Here is a 16,605-nt window from a genome sequence, read left to right as displayed (position 1 = left end):
CTTCTCTCAATGGTCTCATTCCTTTTCAAAACGTCGCTTAACGCCAAACCGCTCCGACAGAGCTTCGCCCAGTAGATTAAACGAAACAACTACGAGCAAAATCAAAATCCCCGGATATATCATTAATTCCGGATTACTGCGAATAAACGATTTTCCTTCATGGATCATGGCGCCCCACTCCGGCGCGGGCGGCTGAATACCGAGCCCCAGGAATGAGAGGGCCGAGATATCCATAATAGCCCAACCCATTTCCAGTGTTCCCATAACAACAATCGGGGGAAGCACATTGGGGATAATATGCTGCCTGATAATCTTCCATTGCGAGGATCCGCTTATTCGGGCAGCGGTGATGAAATTCCGTTCCTTTAAACTGAGAACCATACCTCGAAACATCCGGGCGTAATACACCCACTGCACCAGCATCATTGCCAAAATAACCTGCGTCAGTCCAGGCCCGAAAATCCCTATCAGCCCAAGAATGAGCACGAGATTCGGAAAGGACATCACCCCTTCGCAGAACCGCATCAGTACAAAATCTAACCAGCCACCTTTGTAACCGGCAATCGCTCCGATGAACAATCCAATTCCTAAAGAAGAAATGAAGATCAGGGATGCAAAGCCTAATGATACGCGGGCACCGTATAGAAGGCGAGATAGCGTGCAGCGTCCCAAGTGGTCGGTTCCCAATGGATAGTCAAACGAAGGTGGCTGCAGCTTGAGTGCCAAATTCACATGAATCGGATCATGCGGAGCGATCCATGGAGCCAAGATGGTAAGGATAAAGAGAGTGAGCAAAAGACCCAAACATACCAGAGCGGTCTTCTGACTCCTAAGGCCAGTACGTATACTCGCGATCATGGGCTGGTTCTTCCTTTCCAAGAAATCCGCGGGTCCATTACCATTTGCAGAAGATCCACGATCAGGTTGCACACGATATATATACAAGCAACGAGGAACACATAGCATTGAATGACCGGTATATCCCGGTTTAAAATCGCCTCAACAAAATAACGGCCGAATCCGGGCCAAGAAAAGACGACTTCCACGATGATCGTACCGGAAAGCAATTTACCTATATTCATACCCAGACCGGTAATCATCGGCGAAATCGCAATTTTCAGCACGTGCTTACCCATAATGACCTTCTCTTTGATGCCTCTGGTTCTGGCGTATAGCACATATGGCTCCTGCATCTGCTCAAGCACACTGGTTCGCAACAGGCGGGTATAGATGGCGATCAACCCCAAAGAAAGCGTTAATGACGGCAGAAACAGATGCGCCCATGTGCCCTTTCCTTGTACGGGAAATAGATCCAGCTTGACGGATAAGAAAAAAATCAATAAATATCCGAGCCAAAACTGCGGAATGGAAGCGCCAAAAAAAGCAAGCAGCCGACTGAAATGGTCGATCACGCTGTTTTTATAAACCGCCGATAGAAAGCCGATGGGCACGCTGATCAGCACGGCCAGACAAATGCTGCTGAAGGCAAGCTGGAGCGTTGCAGGCATCCGATGCGCGACCTCCTGCCAAACCGGTTCCTTCGTAACATAAGATGTGCCGAAATCAAGTCGGCACATCTTCATAAGGGACTCCACATATTGGACAAGCAGCGGCTGATCCAGACCGAATTCATGTCTTACCTCGGCCAGCAGCTCTTCCGTCGGGTGAATATGGGCTACAGTCAGATAGACTTCAGCCGGATCGACGGGCGAGAGATGGATCAGTACAAAAGAAAGAAGGGTGGCAAAGAGAAAGATGGGAATGATGGCAAGGAGCCGTTTCCCGATATAGCTGCGCAAATCATAACCTCCCTGCCATTTACTTTTTCACAGTGTCGAGCCCGAGGAACGGGTTGTCATCCCGATTGGCCGGGAATACGAAGCCCTTCACGTCTTTTTGATAAACTGCCGTTTTCTTAATATAAGAGATCGGCAAAAATGATGCCTGCTCATGCAGTGTCTTCAAAATAGAGCTGTACAGTTGTTGGCGCTTGTTCTCATCGGTTGAGAGGACAGTGTCATTTACTTGTTGATCCAGTTCTTTTTTCATCGGTAAGCTTGAGAGCGACTCTGAGATACCGAAGCCCTTTGTAGCTACAACATTAATGAAAGAGTGTGGATCATACGGCGCTCCGTAGTTGCTCCAGAAGTACAAATCAAAATCCGCTGCCCGCAAGCGTTTTATTTGTGCAGTGAGCTCCAGACTTGTAATGTTCAGCTTGACGCCGATCGCTCCCCATTCGGCCTGCAGCGTTTCAGCCATCGGCTTTTGAACCTGATCCGACTTTTCATACAACAGTTCCAGCTCAAGCGGTTTTCCGTCTTTCTCGCGAACGGTTTTCCCAGCAGGCAGCTTCCAGCCCGCTTCTTCCAAATATGCTTTGGCTTTGTCCACGTTATATTCCAGCGGCTTAACGTCAACGTTCGTGTACGGCAAGTTTTTGGATAAAATATTATCTGCTTTTTCCTCAAGGCCAGCCGTAATCCCATCCACCATCGCCTGTTTATTAAAGCCGTGATGGAGTGCCAGACGCACTCGCAAATCCGCAAGTATATCCTTGGTGGTGTTCATAACCACCTCTCTTGTTGCGATAGGCTCGGAAAGGCTTGTTTCATATTTACCGGAAGCTTTCAGCTGCTTAAAGGCATCCAAACTGATAACGCCTTCTCCATAGATCAGGTCGAGCTCCTTTTTCTCAAAGGCAAGTACGCTTGTTTCTCCGTCAGGAATAATTTTGATGACCATTTTATTGACTTTCGGTTTTTCTCCCCAGTAATTCGGATTACGGGTGAATTCCGCATATTCGTCTTTCTTATAGGACGTCAGCATCCACGGTCCGGTACCGACCGAGTTCTTTACACTCTTGGACGTATCGCCATCATCCGGGAATCCGGCTTCCCCAAGGAAGCGTACCGGACGGACGACTGCCAGCTCCTGTATGGTCGGATAATAGGCCTGCTTCAGTGTCAATTTAAATGTATACTCATCCACGGTTTCGGTCTTGTCAAGCACATTAATAAAACCTAGCCAGCTATGATTTTTAAAATTTTTCATCACCGCATCGAAATTCTTTTTGACGATAGCGGCGTTAAACACCGTTCCATCGGAGAATTTCACATTTTGACGGAGCTTGAAGGTGTACTCTTTCCCATCCTGTGAGATAATCCACGATTCCGCCAGATGAGGTTCAAGCTTGCCTCCCTCTTTATAGCTAACCAACGGTTCGTAAATCATTGATTGCGCAATTAATTGCGATGGATTATAAACATGCGGGTTCATCGGTCCGATATCCCTTGGCAATGAGACAGTAATCGTTTTATCCTTCTGAACCACTTCAGCACCGGAGTTCTGAGCTGCGTTTGGTTTGGAGCAGCCTACAAGTGTAATAGTCAAAATAAGCAGCATAATGACTAGTATTTTACCTTTTGATTCAAACATTAGATTAATTTCCCCTCTCGACATCCACCCATGATAATGATTATCACTATCAATGAATACTATACGATAGGCACTTTCCTGTCAATAAAATTGTTACTTCTGAGAATAATTTCACTTAAATAGGTAAATCAACAAACCATTCTTTCTATCAAAGAATACATAGTAGTAATACTAGAGTAGGAGAGTGGTGACTTATCAAAACATTCAGGGCACTGTTAAGAGGTCGAAATGAGGTACCTCCTGTAAGAACTATAGCCTCTGGAAATGCGTTATTCGAGCTAAACAACAGCGGAACTCAATTAAGATTTGTGCTTATCATCCGAAATATTTCTCGCGTCACACAAGCCCATATTCATCTTGGACGAATAGGTCAAAACGGTCCCGTTGTTGCCTTCCTGTTTGGTCCGTCGAAATTTGGCATATCAGTTAGACGTGGTGTTGTTCGAGGTGTTCTGACTAATCAAGATCTAGTCGGTTCTCTGCAAGGCAAGACGCTTAGAGATTTAATCCGTGAATTCGAAAGCGGCAACGCCTACGTTAATGTTCATACCATTCAAAATCCAAACGGAGAAATTCGTGGGCAGGTCAGAAGGTAGCATACTATCCTCAGACAGAATCCTTAAAGGTTTTTTCCTCCGAACATTCAAATTTAACAATCAAATATAAAAGCACCCTCTCGGGTGCTTCAGCCTGTTGATAAAGCTCAACGGCTCTTTTTTTATGCTTTCCATTCCAATAAATCATCGATAATTTGATTTTGTCCGATTGGTGCCCAGCTCATACTAATCCAATTCGGAATCATTCGTGTCTGATTGTTCCTTACCGCTTTCATCGCATTCCAGGAAGTGCCCTTCAGTACCCCCGAAAATATATCAGTTTCCTCTGACTGAATTGGATGTTTATAAATAAACAAATAGTCCGTTTCAAACGGAGGCAAGCTCCCCAGTGCGAACTCCTTGGTTCTTTCGTTTAAGGGCACGCAGCTTCCAGGTTTCAACCCAAGCTCTGAATAAAGTAAGTTACTTAATGGGTGGTCCACCAGTCCCTGCACGCGAATCTTCCCGCTGTAAAGCCTTATTATTGACACCGTTCTATTACCAATCGTTTGAGTTAATAGATTACGAGCATATTTCACTCTTAACTCCAGTTGGCTACAATTTTGCCGTGCTTCTTCTTCCCTTCCGACCAATTCTGCAATCCTCATATAATTGATGCGCCAATCCATCGTGAAATTTATGATGACTGTTGGGGAAATCTGTTTTAGCTGCTCATAGAAAGGAAGATGTCTGTAATCTGCAATAATTAAATCCGGGCGGTATTTACGCAATTCAGTCAGTTGAACTTGAATGAGCCGCTTGTTCTCTTCAACACCTAATTCCAAATGTCTATACCCATTCATTTCAAAAGGAGCATCTACACCTAAAGAGTGCAAACAATCCTTATAACGGAAGCAGGAAGCAACGGCTATCTTCAACTGTCTCCTCTTCACATACATCGTTGGAGATATACCCACTGTGTTTTTAAACGTTCTGCTAAAATAAAACTCATTACCGAAACCGACAGAAGTCGAAACATCCTTGATAGAAAATTCCTGCTGCTGCAGCAACTGTTTAGAAGAATCAATCCTAATATGATTTAAATATTCAACAGGAGACATCCGTTTTGTTTTCTTGAAACTCCTTGAATATGAGGTTGGCGTTAATCCAGCGATGTCCGACAAAGTCTCTAGCTTAATTTTATGACGAAAATGCTTGAGCATATAGCCGATGCTTTGATCGATCCCTTTAGATGCTTCCTCTTTTTCACCCTGATCCGACTGGTCATGTACGATACAATGGATAAGGCTTTGAAATTTTAATTGCAAATCGGTATCATCTACCCATTTTTTTCTGCTTTCCTCATACAGCTGCTCGACAACTTCAAGCATTTGTTTGGCATTTTTGAGTTGAATTCTGCCAGTCTGTAATAAAGAGGGGCTAGCACCCTCATTAGAAAGACTCCAGCCGCCTTTCCGCTTTGAAATCGTTACCCTTTTAATGATCATGATATAAAATTCTATAAGTTCAGACTCTGACATTACTTCTATACTCATTCCTTGTGTAAGGAAATAAGATTGGCGCGGGTAGATTTGGAAAGCTTGCTTATCTATGCAAAGATGACCGTTACCTTGAGTCACAACAAAGAGCATATCTCCCGGAATATGCCTCGTCTGCAATATATTCCTCTTTTGATATCTGCGTTTGCGAATTGAAGAGAGCAGTAATAGGGAATATTCGTGTCCAGAAACCGGCACCATATGCTGCTGCACCCCCTCTTAAAGTAATAACGATTATCATTATCATTCATTTTAGTATAAATTGTTTCCATACACTTGAAAAGGTTTTTTTAAATGGCTCGTTACTCCGACTTAAAATCAATAATAGTCAGCATCTCTTCCGCTGTTTTACGCGGCTGTTTGGCTGGTACCGTTTCCGGATATCCGATGTGCAGGACGCCGGCGATCTTCTCCCCTGGTTGCACACCCACCGCTTGATGGTACTTAGGGGCATAGTTATAACTATTGGTTTTCCACACAACTCCCAGTCCTTGTTCCCAAGCAGCCAGCTGAAAATTTTGGATTAAGGCACAGACTGCTCCATAGTCTTCATCCCACTGCTTTTGACGTGGGTCTTCCTTTAATATAACGACGAGATGAGCCGGTACCTTCATGAAATAATCCCATTTCGGCTTTCCATATCGTTCCTTTTCTTCGGCAGAGTAGGACTGAAGCATTGCATCAGCTAATGTAATCCGACCCTCTCCTTTGTACAAAATGAACCTCCAAGGCTGTCTGTTGCCATGATTTGGCGCCCAAACCGCCACATTCAATAATTCCAACAGCAATTCATTGGATACGGGATCACTTTTGAAATCTCTGATGGTTCTTCTTTCTTTAATTAAATGTGCAATTGTACCAGCTTCTTTATATTCTAATGAGTTCATTTTTCGATTCCTCCTTGGCTTCATTTATAAATTCGATTGCTTTCGATTCGAGCTTGTCAGACCTTCTTCCTTTACCCTTGGGAATGCACATTGGCGTAGCAAAGAATGGATCCAACAAAATTTCACATTCCATTCCAAACACATGCCGGACAAGTTCCGAATTGATCACATCCTCCGGTTTCCCTTGCGCGTAAACGGTTTTATCTTTAATAGCAACCAGATGATGGGCATACCGGCAAGCCAAATTAAGGTCATGAAGAACCATAACAATTGTTCTCTGTTCTCGTTCGTTTAACTCAAATAGCAAATCCAAAATATCGACTTGGTGGGCCATATCCAAATACGTTGTCGGCTCGTCTAACAATATCGTTTGTGTTCCTTGAGCCAATGTCATAGCTATCCACGCCCGCTGCCGTTGTCCACCTGACAAGGAATCGACTGACATTTCAGCTAATTCTGTTGTTTTGGTTACGCGCAAGGCCTCTTTCACAAGACGCTCATCTTCATCTGACCACTGCTTTAACCAATGCTGATACGGATACCGTCCTTGTTTAACTAACTGGAACACGGTTAACCCTTCCGGAGCAATCGGGCCTTGCGGCAAAATGGATAGACTCTTAGCTATTTCCTTGGTTGGAATACCCGCGATATGCTTGCCATCCAGAATGATTTCTCCCTTTGTAGGCTTCATTAAACGAGCCATCGCACGAAGGAGCGTTGATTTACCGCAGCCATTTGAACCGATAAATACGGTAATCTTCCCTTTTGGAATAGACAGGTTTAGCTGTTCGATTATGTTTTCGTTTCCGTAGGTTAAATTTAGATTTCTTGTCTCTAATGTTTGCACCACGATCACTCCTATCTTGAATTGCGTTTCGTGTACAGCAAATAGATGAAAAAAGGTGCACCAACAGCTGATGTGAACACCCCGACCGGAACATCCAATGGTAAAAAAAACGTTCTCCCTGCCAGATCAGCCAGCATGACAATAGCGCTCCCGAGCAAAGCAGATACAGGTAATACACTCTCGAAGCTCGAACCGACCAACTTACGTGCCATATGCGGTGCTATTAAACCAATAAATCCAATGCCACCCGCCACAGAAACTGCCGAACCCGCTAATGCCACACTGATAAGCAGCAGCAATAAACGATTAACCTCGACCGCGCTTCCTGTGCTTGCCGCTATATCGTCCCCCAGTTGTCCAATATTGACATGGCGAGCTAACAGAAAGGCGAGTGGGATCAGAATAACCGTCCAAGGTAGTACAGTGAATACATTTTCCCAGTTAGAAGCGTAGACCGACCCCGTAAGCCATAAATAGGCTTGGCTTGGATCGTAACTTGGGCTAAAAACAATCATCATCGTTGTAGCAGCAGACATCAGAGATGACATCCCGATTCCCACCAAAATAAGCCGAATGGGTGTGACCCCTCTTTTCCAGGCAAGCAAATACAAAATAGCTGATACGACTGCTGCGCCAATCATCGCCGTTACAGGCAGCCAACGAATGCTTACTATGCCAGCGAAATAAGTTAGGAAGGTTACTGCTGCAACGGAAGCTCCCCCTGTAATGCCCATCATATCGGGTGAAGCCAATGGATTACGAATAATCCCCTGCAAAATAGCTCCAGCTGCAGCCAGTGAAGCACCTACTAGCATAGAAACGACAATGCGCGGGAGCCGCAGTTTTTGAATGACCATCGCATGATCTTCTGCCCCAATCCCCATAATGCCTCTAATTACATCGGTAGGAGAGATGTACATTTCTCCCAACCCTGTACTTACAATGGCAATGACCGCGCAAACAATTAGTAAAACCACGGTCATCGCTGCCGCTTTCTTATGTACTAAAAAAGAGACTTCTCCGCGCTTGAATCGAATAGGAACATGCAGCTTCATGATTTAACCAGCCCCCTCCGAGCAATATAAATAAAGAACGGGGCACCTATGATAGCCGTCATTACACCAACCGGCATTTCCTCAGGAATCATAATAAACCTGGCAATTAAATCAGCCAGAATCAGCAGTATGGCGCCAAGCACCGCACAATAGGGAATCACCCAACGATGATCAATACCAATGAAAAACCGTGAGATATGCGGGATCACAATGCCGATAAATCCGATCGGACCGGCAACAGACACCGAGCAACCCGCCAGTACGACAACGATAATGCCTGCAGCCGATTTTACCCATATCGTTTTTTGACCCAAGCCTTTGGCTGTATCCTCTCCCATCATGAGCAGATTCATATCTCTCGCGATGAACCATGCGGCTACCCAGCTTACCGCCATATAAGGAAATACAGAAATAATCATTTCAGGAGAGCGCCCTGCTATCGTACCTGTCAACCAGAACAGCACCGTGCTGAGACCTTGTTTGTTCAGCACCAGTATGCCTTGTGTAAAAGAAGAAAACAGGGCAGTCATAGCTGCACCTGCCAACATAATTTTCAACGGAGTCAGTCCATCTCTTCCAAGCGAGCCCAAAATATAGACAAAGACTGCCCCTATTGCAGCTCCCAGAAAAGATATCCACATAAGTAATTGCATAGATGAAACAGAGAAGGCAACTGCAGCAAGCACAACGAAAAAGGTAGCTCCGGCGTTGACCCCAAGTACACTTGGTGAAGCAAGCGGATTGCGTGTCAAAGTTTGCATCAGCGCACCTGCGATAGCCAAGCTGGCTCCAATAGCAGCTGCAATACAAGCTCTTGGCACTCGTGTTGTGCGAATAATAATTTGGTCGCTCACATTTTCATCATAATGAAAGACGGAAGACCATGCGGTATGCCAATCATACTGCGTTGCACCAAAAAGTATGCTTGAGACAAAGCTACAAAGTAGGATTAGGACGAAAGCAAATAGCCCGGCAGCTCTCCATAAGCTCGTATTTATAAGGTTCATTGTGAAAATCTCCTTGTAATCTACAAAGGAATGAACGAAACGTTCATCCCTTTATGCATTCCTTTTATTTAATGTCAAAATATTTGTACAGATCATCCAACATGGCTTTAGCTGCCATGGAGCCTCCGGCTAAGTTCCAAGTAATCGTATCCACCTTATAATATTTGCCGGCCTTAACACCCTTCAAATTTTTCCAGAGCGGGTGGGAGGTCCAATCTGTTAGAGATTTCTCTACCGTAGGATCATTAGGATTAAGCCGGGTAATATCGAAAATATAATCCCCATCTAACTGCGGCATTTGTTCTTTGGTGGTTATATTGACAACAGCCTTACCTTCCACCATTTGAGCCTTTGGACGCGGTAACCCAAGTTCCTTGAAGATGGTTCCGGCAAACCCTGTCGCGTAAAAACGCGCACTGCCGTCTTTCTCAAACCGGACAATCGATACCTCGGATTTAGCCAGCTTATCGCCCGCCTTTTGTTTAAACTCAGCAACACGTTTATCCCAATCGCTTAAAATTTTCGCTGCTTCATCCTGTTTGTATAGCGCATCAGCAGCAATCTTCAGGTTTGCTTTCCAATCAAAAATCTCATCCGTGATGACCGTGGGAGCAATGCTTGCCAGTTGGGGATAGATTTTTTCGTGACGCGCTTTGGTTCCGATGATCAAGTCTGGTTTTAACGCAATAATGGCTTCCACATTGGGCTGCGTTTCTTCTCCAAGACTTTTTACACCTTCCATATTGGCACGTAAATAGTTGTACCAAGGCTTTTCTTCCCATGACTCAACAGAACCAACGGGCTTTACTCCCAGGTGGGTAGCAATATCCGTCATCCCGTTGAATAGAACGACAACCCTTTCCGGCTTTTTCTTCAAAGTGGCTGTACCCATAGCATGCTTAATCGTTTTCTCTCCAGTAGCGGCAGCAGTTGATTGAGCTTGATCTTTCGGTTTTGCAGCTTCTGGCGAAGTTGTCGCACTACCGGTGCTTACATTTCCGCCTGTTGTCGATGCTCCGCAAGCAGTAACTGCAAGCGTTAATAACAGTACCATCATCATTTGTAAAGCCCTCATCTGTTTCTTCCTCCTTGTACAGCAAAGCAAACACAGTTGATGATCAAGCCATCTCTATTTGGAATGCGGATGCTGAACTCCCTTTATATTTTGTATTGATAATAATTATCAGTCTCAATTATAAGGTTCATCATTTACATTGTACATATCTGATTTTATCCGTTTCATTTACTTAATTTGTCTTACCTTTGTTCTTACATAACGTACTTGCACAATAGAAACAAGCACTTCGCGAAAAGTATCCCTTTCCGAGAGTGCTTATTGTGTATTTGGTATAGACGAGCTGTGTGAATCATATTTATGAGAGAGATTACTTGGAAGGATGCGATTTACTCCCTATGGAACACCTTTTACCACTACAAATAGAACTTATTCTGCAGTTTGGGGTAGCCTTTTTTTGGACAATCACATATATTTGGATTATTTATAAAGGGTTCCGGGATCGAACCTGCGGAATGCCAATTGCCGCTCTATGTGCAAATATCACTTGGGAATTTCTGTTTTCCTTCGTCATGCCTTTCCACCCGCTCCAGCAAATCGTAACACTACTATGGTTTTTATTAGACTGCATCATCCTGTTTCAATTTTTCTATTATTCAAAAAGCCTCTCTCCAAAATGGCCTATAAAACCTATAGTCTTCTCCTCACTTGGCATTGCTCTGCTGCTTCACTACGGAATGGCTGTCGAATTTCAGGATCCTGAAGGCAAGTATTCCGCATTTGGAATCAATCTAATGATGTCCATGCTATTTATAAAAATGCTGCTGAAACAAGATTTACAAGGCCAATCCATCTACATCGCCTACTCTAAAATGGTCGGTACCCTGTGTGCATCTATTTGGTGCTATTCCCTATACCCACATTCAATTTTGTTAAATATAATGTACATACTTACATTTATTCTAGATGTCGTTTACATCTTGTTGGTCTATAACAAGTCAGTAAAGATCGTTCCTAGATCCTCCACAACTCACCGTGCCTTCTATTAAGGGACTATAATCTTCATTGATTTCTCGTTGTTGTCAAATTGATCGGCCGCATTGCGCCCTAATGAGAAAATAATAGGTTTTCCCGGATGTTAACCCTTCCACCTTATCCTCGTAGGGGTATCGTTTGGTACGATCACCTCGTCCAGCATAGTCTAATGGAATGCCCAAATGCAGTGGAACAGCCTGTATCTCTGGATTTTTCATGTCCTGTTTAAAATCAAAATCTTGACCCTCTTTCACATAAAGCATGTACGAAATAGGACGAGCCTGAGAATGTGCCACATCCCACTGAACAAAAACATTTTTCCCACGGATATCTATATTCTGAATACCTACTCTCGCTTCAGAGTAAGGTTTACCGAACGGAGGTGTCATTGTATTTCCCCAAATTGGCGGTTTAGCCGTAGCATCCCGATGATCAATGACATAAGTATCTATAGCTGCAACCTGAGCATTGGATATGTAATGAACCATCCCTAAGTCATTTGCTTCTTGTACATCAGCAAGTAACATTTTTGATGCTTCATTCTGTTCTCCATTTAGCACTTTTTTCATCAAATCACCGTTCGGTCCTTCCGCATAACCAAGGCTTAGAACACGAGATCCGTCAGTACGATCCGATTCGGCTAAAAGCTTTTGTACATAATTATACTTATTATCATTAAATGTAGCTTCGTTAAACCACTGCGCCTGGCTGCTATCCAGCCGATAACTTTCAAATAAAGCAAAATCAACTAATCCTCGTAAAGTGAACGCATAGGCTGTCAAGTCAGGATTATAGAAAAAAAGCCCGCGATTCGCTAACAAAAACCGATCCGGATATGCTTGTCGAATGTTCGTAATTAATTGCTTCATCCCAGGCTGAACCCACTCAAATTGACCTTGATTGGAACTGGATGCATTGGTAAAAGAGTTTGGTGCCGCAGTATCCAAAGTGTCCAAAAACAACCCGTCACAACCATAACCTTGAATAGAGTCGTGGCTCAAAAGCTCTTTGAATTCCCGATACCTTATCCGTTTGAAGTTTCATGTCGAGTAAAGCTTTAAACCATTCTGGATGACCGGGATTCAACTGATGCAGCGCTGCTTCTCCATCATACGCGGATACAGTTTGATAGTTTTCTTTATGTAACAGGTCACTAGGAGTTCGTGAATTTCCCTATCGTCTTCGACAATGCTTGAGGCTGTCTAGAAAGTCTGCAAAGAGTTGAAACGGTGAAGGCTTGGCTAGGAGAGGGAAATGTACTCCCCCGCGACGTACCTTTAGAACCTGTGATGGCAAGCCAAAAGTTTACAGCTTCTTCGATTGTTTTGCATAGGACGAAGGAGTCATTCCGGTAATCCTCTTGAAAATCCGACTGAAGTAAAATTCGTCCTCGTAGCCGACGAGCTTAGAAATATCGGTTAATGTCAGCCCAGAGCGTCCCAGCAGTTCCTTCGCTTTAGTAACCCGCAGACGAATGATATAGTCCTTTGGCGCGAATCCGGTGAGCCGCTTGAACTGCCGGGTGTAATAGCCCGCGCTGAGCCCGGCCTTCTTGGCCAACTGCTCAACGGTTAAAGGAGACTGGAAATGGTCCGCGATATACCGGTATGTGAACTGAATCGCCGAATCCGCATCACTGCTGTACTGTTGATCGTACATATTGTCGATCAAGGAAAGCCATAGCTCCCGAAACGCCAAATTGCAGCGATATTGCGATATGGGATCGTAGGCTTTCCATAGTTGAAACACCTTATCAAAGCATCTACGAACTTCAGCCGGCCGAACCGTCTTAAGCATGCCGCGCAAAGGGGCAAGCCAGCTGTCGGAAGACTGTGAAATCCACTCCTGCTTCTCTTTATAACAAATTCGGTAGTCGAATCGGACATGGTAAATTTCAACGTCTTCTGCCTCCGAGACCGACCATTCGAACGTCGTCTCGGGAACGAACATCATGACGGCTCCCGCTTCCAGAGCATATTTGACGTTGTTCATCACGTAGTAACCCGCGCCTCTTACGATGTAGTGAATGGAATGAATGTTATGAACGTACGGCGCTTGATACGTACCGGCCTGGAGTATCGTATTTCCAGCAAAAGTAATCGAGAACACGGATTTATCAAGATAATCGGCCAGTTGGGTCGCGTTTATCAATGCTTACTCTCTCCTTGCAGATAAGGAACGTGCTCAGTTCGCAGGACGCAGAATGATGTGCTGCTTCCCCCGCCCGATCGGCACCGTCGCCTCCTGATACGAAACGATGAACGCCCTTCTAACTTGATCCGTTTCGTTGCCTTTCGAGGAATGCCAAGTCAACGAATTAAAAAGCAGCATGGAGCCCGCCTTCATTCGCACCGGTTCGGCTTTGGACAAGTCGACCTGCTCCTCGTCCAGCGCCTTCCGGCAAGTGCCGTTATTTTTGACGGTATATGGCTGGTGCCCTTGCTTATGACTTCCGGGAACGATCCATAAGCATCCATTCAGCTCGTCGGTATCCTGCAGCGGTACCCAGATCGACATCCGAGTATCGCTGTTTACCACTTCGTTATAGTATGCGTCGTCCTGATGCCAGTGACAGACAGATGCGCTGTGCGGCAGCTTGGTCAATAGCTTTGAGGAAAAGATGGAAATGCCCGGCTTCACGATGTCCTCTATCAAGTTAAGGATCCGCTCGTCGTGAGCGAATTGTTTCGTCTTGTCGGTCAGCATCGCCAGCTGGTACGTAAATCCTTCGTGTTCCCCCGACGTTTGGACTGGCTCTTCGCATCCATCAAGTTCTTCGTTAATCTCCCTTAGTTCGTCCGCCGAAAATAGATCCGAAACGACCACATAGCCAAGCTCATCATAATGTTTTTTCTCTTTTATCGTCAATTTTCCCACCTGATTCACTCCCTTATTAATCGCTTGATTGTATTGTAGCACTTGGCTTTACGACTCTGCCATGGAGAAATACGATAAGCAATCTGGACAAATCGGATGTCTCCGGATATCGCATTAAAGCGGAAAACGGTCTGAAAAATGCCCAGGATTGGGTCGAAAAACGTTCACCGACAGCACCCCGTCTATAAGAATTGAAGTTGGTAGTCAAATGTTTGTTCCAAATTCCCTACAACCACTACATAGGAAGACATCCCCATATAAAGCAAAAAAGACACCGCTTGAGGTTCGCTTGAGGTGTCCCCTTTGATGGTATTGGTGGAGGCGAGTGCTCACACTCTGTTATCGCGGACTACAAATGAAAAAAGCACTCTTTCAGGTGCTTCTTCATTTTGTATGGAGGTGAGGGGAGTATTGAAATGTCCATTTAAATTGCTCCGAAGTTCATTCATCGATGATTCCCTTAGTGGTACATTTCAATGCCGTGCTCCCTCCGCATAGGCTACGGTCCGCGCGTGCAAAACCTCGAGGTGTTCTCTTCCCCTATCCCATACAAATGAAAAAGCACCCTCTCGGGTGCTTCTTCATTTGTATGGGAGGTGAGGGGAGTATTGAAATATCCATTAAACTTGCTTCGAAGCGAATTCACAGATGACTACCCTATTGGTACATTTCAATGCCGTGCTCCCTCCGCATACGCTACGGTCCGCGCGGGCGAACCCCGAATGAGTACTTACGTCAGTTCGCTTGACGATGATTATGTTTAGCTTTAATGATGCGGTAACAGAGCTTAATAAGATTCGGCACGGAAAGTACTTTTTCCATAAGATATGAGAATGCTGAACGGTTTCCTCGTTTCGTGTTGCATTCCATGCAAGAAGCGAGTAAGTTTTGGGGAAGATCCGAACCGCCTTTACTTGAGGGAACAATATGATCTACTGTCGTTGCGTGACGCCCACACCACAAACAATTGTAATGATCCCGTTTTAATGCAGCATTTCGATAGTCTCGAAATGAAAATGGGTTGTAAAGTAATTGGATTGTCTGCTCGTCGATCCAGACGGCACGGGCTCGATCAACTTCCCTCCAAGCCCGGTGAAGCAAACATGGGGTTAGTTTTTGGCCATCCAGATTGAGCACTGTTATCATAGTCAATCGCCTCCTAAGGCTAAAGTTAGATAATAACCACAGACCAATTGATTATTTGATTCGTGGTTATGTATATTGGAGACGAGACGAGTATCGGATATCTGCCTAAAGCGTGACCAATAAATGTCTTCCTTGAAAAGGCGAAAACCCGCTCTGGGAGCAGGTTTTCAGTAATGGAGGTGAGGGGAGTCGAACCCCTGTCCGAAAATATCGCCACACAGGCATCTACGGGTGTAGTCACAGTTTTGATGTCACCCGAGCATCGCCCCGTAACCGGCTATGCGTTGGGTCAGCCTGATTGTCTTCCTACGTCCGACCCCAGGCGGAGACCAAACGTCGTATCCCACTATAGTTGAGCCCCTATCCCAGTCACATGGGCGATGCTGAGGAGGAGCACGCTAACAGGTTATTAAGCTGCTAAAGCGTAAGGTTGTTGTGTTTTGCCATTTAATAGGCTTTAGCGTTTTATAGTGGACGCGGCCCCACTACCCGCAACCCGTGCCCAAACTATCCCCGTCGAATCCAAGAACACCCCCGGATTGCCTTCGTTGCCGTCATAGACGGTGAAGGTAAAAGAAAAGCAGGATAATCATTTGAGCCAAATTGCTTTCAAATCTTTGCTGCTAAATTAGTATAACACATGCTAAAGAAAAATGAACGACTAGGTTCATGGAAGTTGAGGTGTTGCCTTCCAGTATGGGCTGGCCACCTATCTGGCAATCTTCTGCTTCTCACGCAGAGCACGTTGAATGTCTCGCTGTGCATCTTTTTTCGCTGCGGATTCACGCTTGTCGTACTGCTTTTTCCCTTTGCCTATGCCAACCAAAAGCTTAGCGTAACCATTTCGGATATACACCTTCAATGGAACGAGGGTATAACCTTCTTGCTTCGCCTGCCCTAGCATCTTGGCAATCTGCGCCTTTTTTAAGAGCAGCTTCCGCGTCCGTGTTGGGTCTTCCGGATTGCTTCGGTTGCCTTGATCGAAAGGACTTATATGCATGTTGTGCACAAATGCTTCGCCATTGCGAATAGTCGAAAAGCTATCGCCTATGTTTGCTTTACCTGCCCGTAAGGATTTGATCTCCGTGCCGGTCAGGACAAGACCGCATTCATACGTTTCTTCAATAAAGTAGTCGTGTGAAGCCTTTTTGTTCTGGGCGAGTAATTTGCCATCTGCCTTTTTCGTTGCCACGTGAGATCCTC

16 protein-coding genes and 1 other RNA gene are annotated in these 16,605 nt (G+C 45.0%); 2 read left to right on the top strand and 15 right to left on the bottom strand.

Features of this window, described 5'->3' with window-relative positions; translation table 11 throughout:
• Positions 1 to 15: 15 nt before the first annotated feature.
• The 3 genes from nikC to nikA are packed head-to-tail and all read right to left on the bottom strand — an operon-like array spanning position 16 to position 3,438.
• Positions 16 to 858: a nickel ABC transporter permease subunit NikC gene (gene nikC, locus QFZ78_RS24540; RefSeq protein WP_307551397.1), complete on the bottom strand. Its 843-nt coding sequence runs from the start codon at positions 856 to 858 to the stop codon at positions 16 to 18.
• A complete protein-coding gene (nikB, locus tag QFZ78_RS24535; protein WP_307551396.1) occupies positions 855 to 1,799 on the bottom strand; it encodes a nickel ABC transporter permease subunit NikB in 945 nt (314 codons plus the stop codon). Before nikB ends, nikC begins: the two co-directional genes overlap by 4 nt.
• Before the next feature lie 19 nt (positions 1,800 to 1,818).
• On the bottom strand, positions 1,819 to 3,438 hold the full coding sequence (gene nikA, locus QFZ78_RS24530; protein ID WP_307551394.1) for a nickel ABC transporter substrate-binding protein: 1,620 nt from the start codon (positions 3,436 to 3,438) through the stop codon (positions 1,819 to 1,821).
• Between the two features lie 194 nt (positions 3,439 to 3,632).
• Here nikA and QFZ78_RS24525 point away from each other — a divergent pair, with 194 nt between their 5' ends.
• Positions 3,633 to 4,034: a CHRD domain-containing protein gene (locus tag QFZ78_RS24525; protein ID WP_307555866.1), complete on the top strand. Its 402-nt coding sequence runs from the start codon at positions 3,633 to 3,635 to the stop codon at positions 4,032 to 4,034.
• 122 nt (positions 4,035 to 4,156) lie between these two features.
• Here QFZ78_RS24525 and QFZ78_RS24520 read toward each other — a convergent pair whose 3' ends face one another.
• From QFZ78_RS24520 to QFZ78_RS24495, 6 genes are all read right to left on the bottom strand, one after another.
• On the bottom strand, positions 4,157 to 5,653 hold the full coding sequence (locus QFZ78_RS24520) for an AraC family transcriptional regulator (protein ID WP_307551393.1): 1,497 nt from the start codon (positions 5,651 to 5,653) through the stop codon (positions 4,157 to 4,159).
• A 182-nt stretch (positions 5,654 to 5,835) separates the two neighbouring features.
• The gene (locus QFZ78_RS24515) at positions 5,836 to 6,420 is read right to left on the bottom strand and encodes a nitroreductase family protein (RefSeq protein WP_307551391.1); all 585 of its coding nucleotides are present in this window, start codon (positions 6,418 to 6,420) and stop codon (positions 5,836 to 5,838) included.
• Positions 6,401 to 7,267: an ABC transporter ATP-binding protein gene (locus tag QFZ78_RS24510; protein WP_307551389.1), complete on the bottom strand. Its 867-nt coding sequence runs from the start codon at positions 7,265 to 7,267 to the stop codon at positions 6,401 to 6,403. The genes QFZ78_RS24515 and QFZ78_RS24510 overlap by 20 nt, the downstream gene beginning before the upstream one ends.
• An 11-nt stretch (positions 7,268 to 7,278) precedes the next feature.
• Positions 7,279 to 8,322 carry a FecCD family ABC transporter permease gene (locus QFZ78_RS24505; protein ID WP_307551388.1) on the bottom strand — a complete coding sequence of 348 codons (1,044 nt, stop codon included), beginning with the start codon at positions 8,320 to 8,322 and terminating at the stop codon, positions 7,279 to 7,281.
• On the bottom strand, positions 8,319 to 9,329 hold the full coding sequence (locus tag QFZ78_RS24500; RefSeq protein WP_307551387.1) for a FecCD family ABC transporter permease: 1,011 nt from the start codon (positions 9,327 to 9,329) through the stop codon (positions 8,319 to 8,321). The genes QFZ78_RS24505 and QFZ78_RS24500 overlap by 4 nt, the downstream gene beginning before the upstream one ends.
• 64 nt (positions 9,330 to 9,393) lie before the next feature.
• Entirely contained in the window at positions 9,394 to 10,404 is a 1,011-nt protein-coding gene (locus QFZ78_RS24495) for an ABC transporter substrate-binding protein (protein ID WP_307551385.1), read from the bottom strand.
• 314 nt (positions 10,405 to 10,718) lie between these two features.
• Between QFZ78_RS24495 and QFZ78_RS24490 the strand changes: the two genes are divergently transcribed.
• Entirely contained in the window at positions 10,719 to 11,393 is a 675-nt protein-coding gene (locus tag QFZ78_RS24490; RefSeq protein WP_307551384.1) for a transmembrane-type terpene cyclase, read from the top strand.
• A gap of 33 nt (positions 11,394 to 11,426) precedes the next feature.
• Here QFZ78_RS24490 and QFZ78_RS24485 read toward each other — a convergent pair whose 3' ends face one another.
• From QFZ78_RS24485 to smpB, 6 genes are all read right to left on the bottom strand, one after another.
• Positions 11,427 to 12,380 (bottom strand): hypothetical protein, encoded by a 954-nt coding sequence (locus tag QFZ78_RS24485; protein WP_307551383.1) that lies wholly within the window; start codon positions 12,378 to 12,380, stop codon positions 11,427 to 11,429.
• A 304-nt stretch (positions 12,381 to 12,684) separates the two neighbouring features.
• Positions 12,685 to 13,530, bottom strand: a complete 846-nt coding sequence (locus tag QFZ78_RS24480) for an AraC family transcriptional regulator (protein ID WP_307551382.1) — start codon at positions 13,528 to 13,530, stop codon at positions 12,685 to 12,687.
• A gap of 33 nt (positions 13,531 to 13,563) precedes the next feature.
• Positions 13,564 to 14,256, bottom strand: coding sequence for a phytanoyl-CoA dioxygenase family protein (locus tag QFZ78_RS24475; protein ID WP_307551381.1), 693 nt, complete (start codon positions 14,254 to 14,256; stop codon positions 13,564 to 13,566).
• A gap of 735 nt (positions 14,257 to 14,991) precedes the next feature.
• Complete coding sequence (locus QFZ78_RS24470) at positions 14,992 to 15,402, bottom strand: HNH endonuclease (protein ID WP_307551380.1); 411 nt, start codon at positions 15,400 to 15,402, stop codon at positions 14,992 to 14,994.
• A 171-nt stretch (positions 15,403 to 15,573) separates the two neighbouring features.
• Positions 15,574 to 15,938, bottom strand: a transfer-messenger RNA (tmRNA) gene (gene ssrA, locus QFZ78_RS24465).
• Positions 15,939 to 16,111: 173 nt separating this feature from the next.
• The gene (smpB, locus tag QFZ78_RS24460) at positions 16,112 to 16,594 is read right to left on the bottom strand and encodes an SsrA-binding protein SmpB (protein ID WP_307562890.1); all 483 of its coding nucleotides are present in this window, start codon (positions 16,592 to 16,594) and stop codon (positions 16,112 to 16,114) included.
• Positions 16,595 to 16,605: the final 11 nt, after the last annotated feature.

The organism is Paenibacillus sp. V4I5 (assembly GCF_030817255.1).
Classification (GTDB): Bacteria; Bacillota; Bacilli; order Paenibacillales; family NBRC-103111; genus Paenibacillus_E.
The sequence above is the reverse complement of the archived record's forward strand: the minus strand, read 5'-3'. Positions and strand labels throughout refer to the sequence as shown.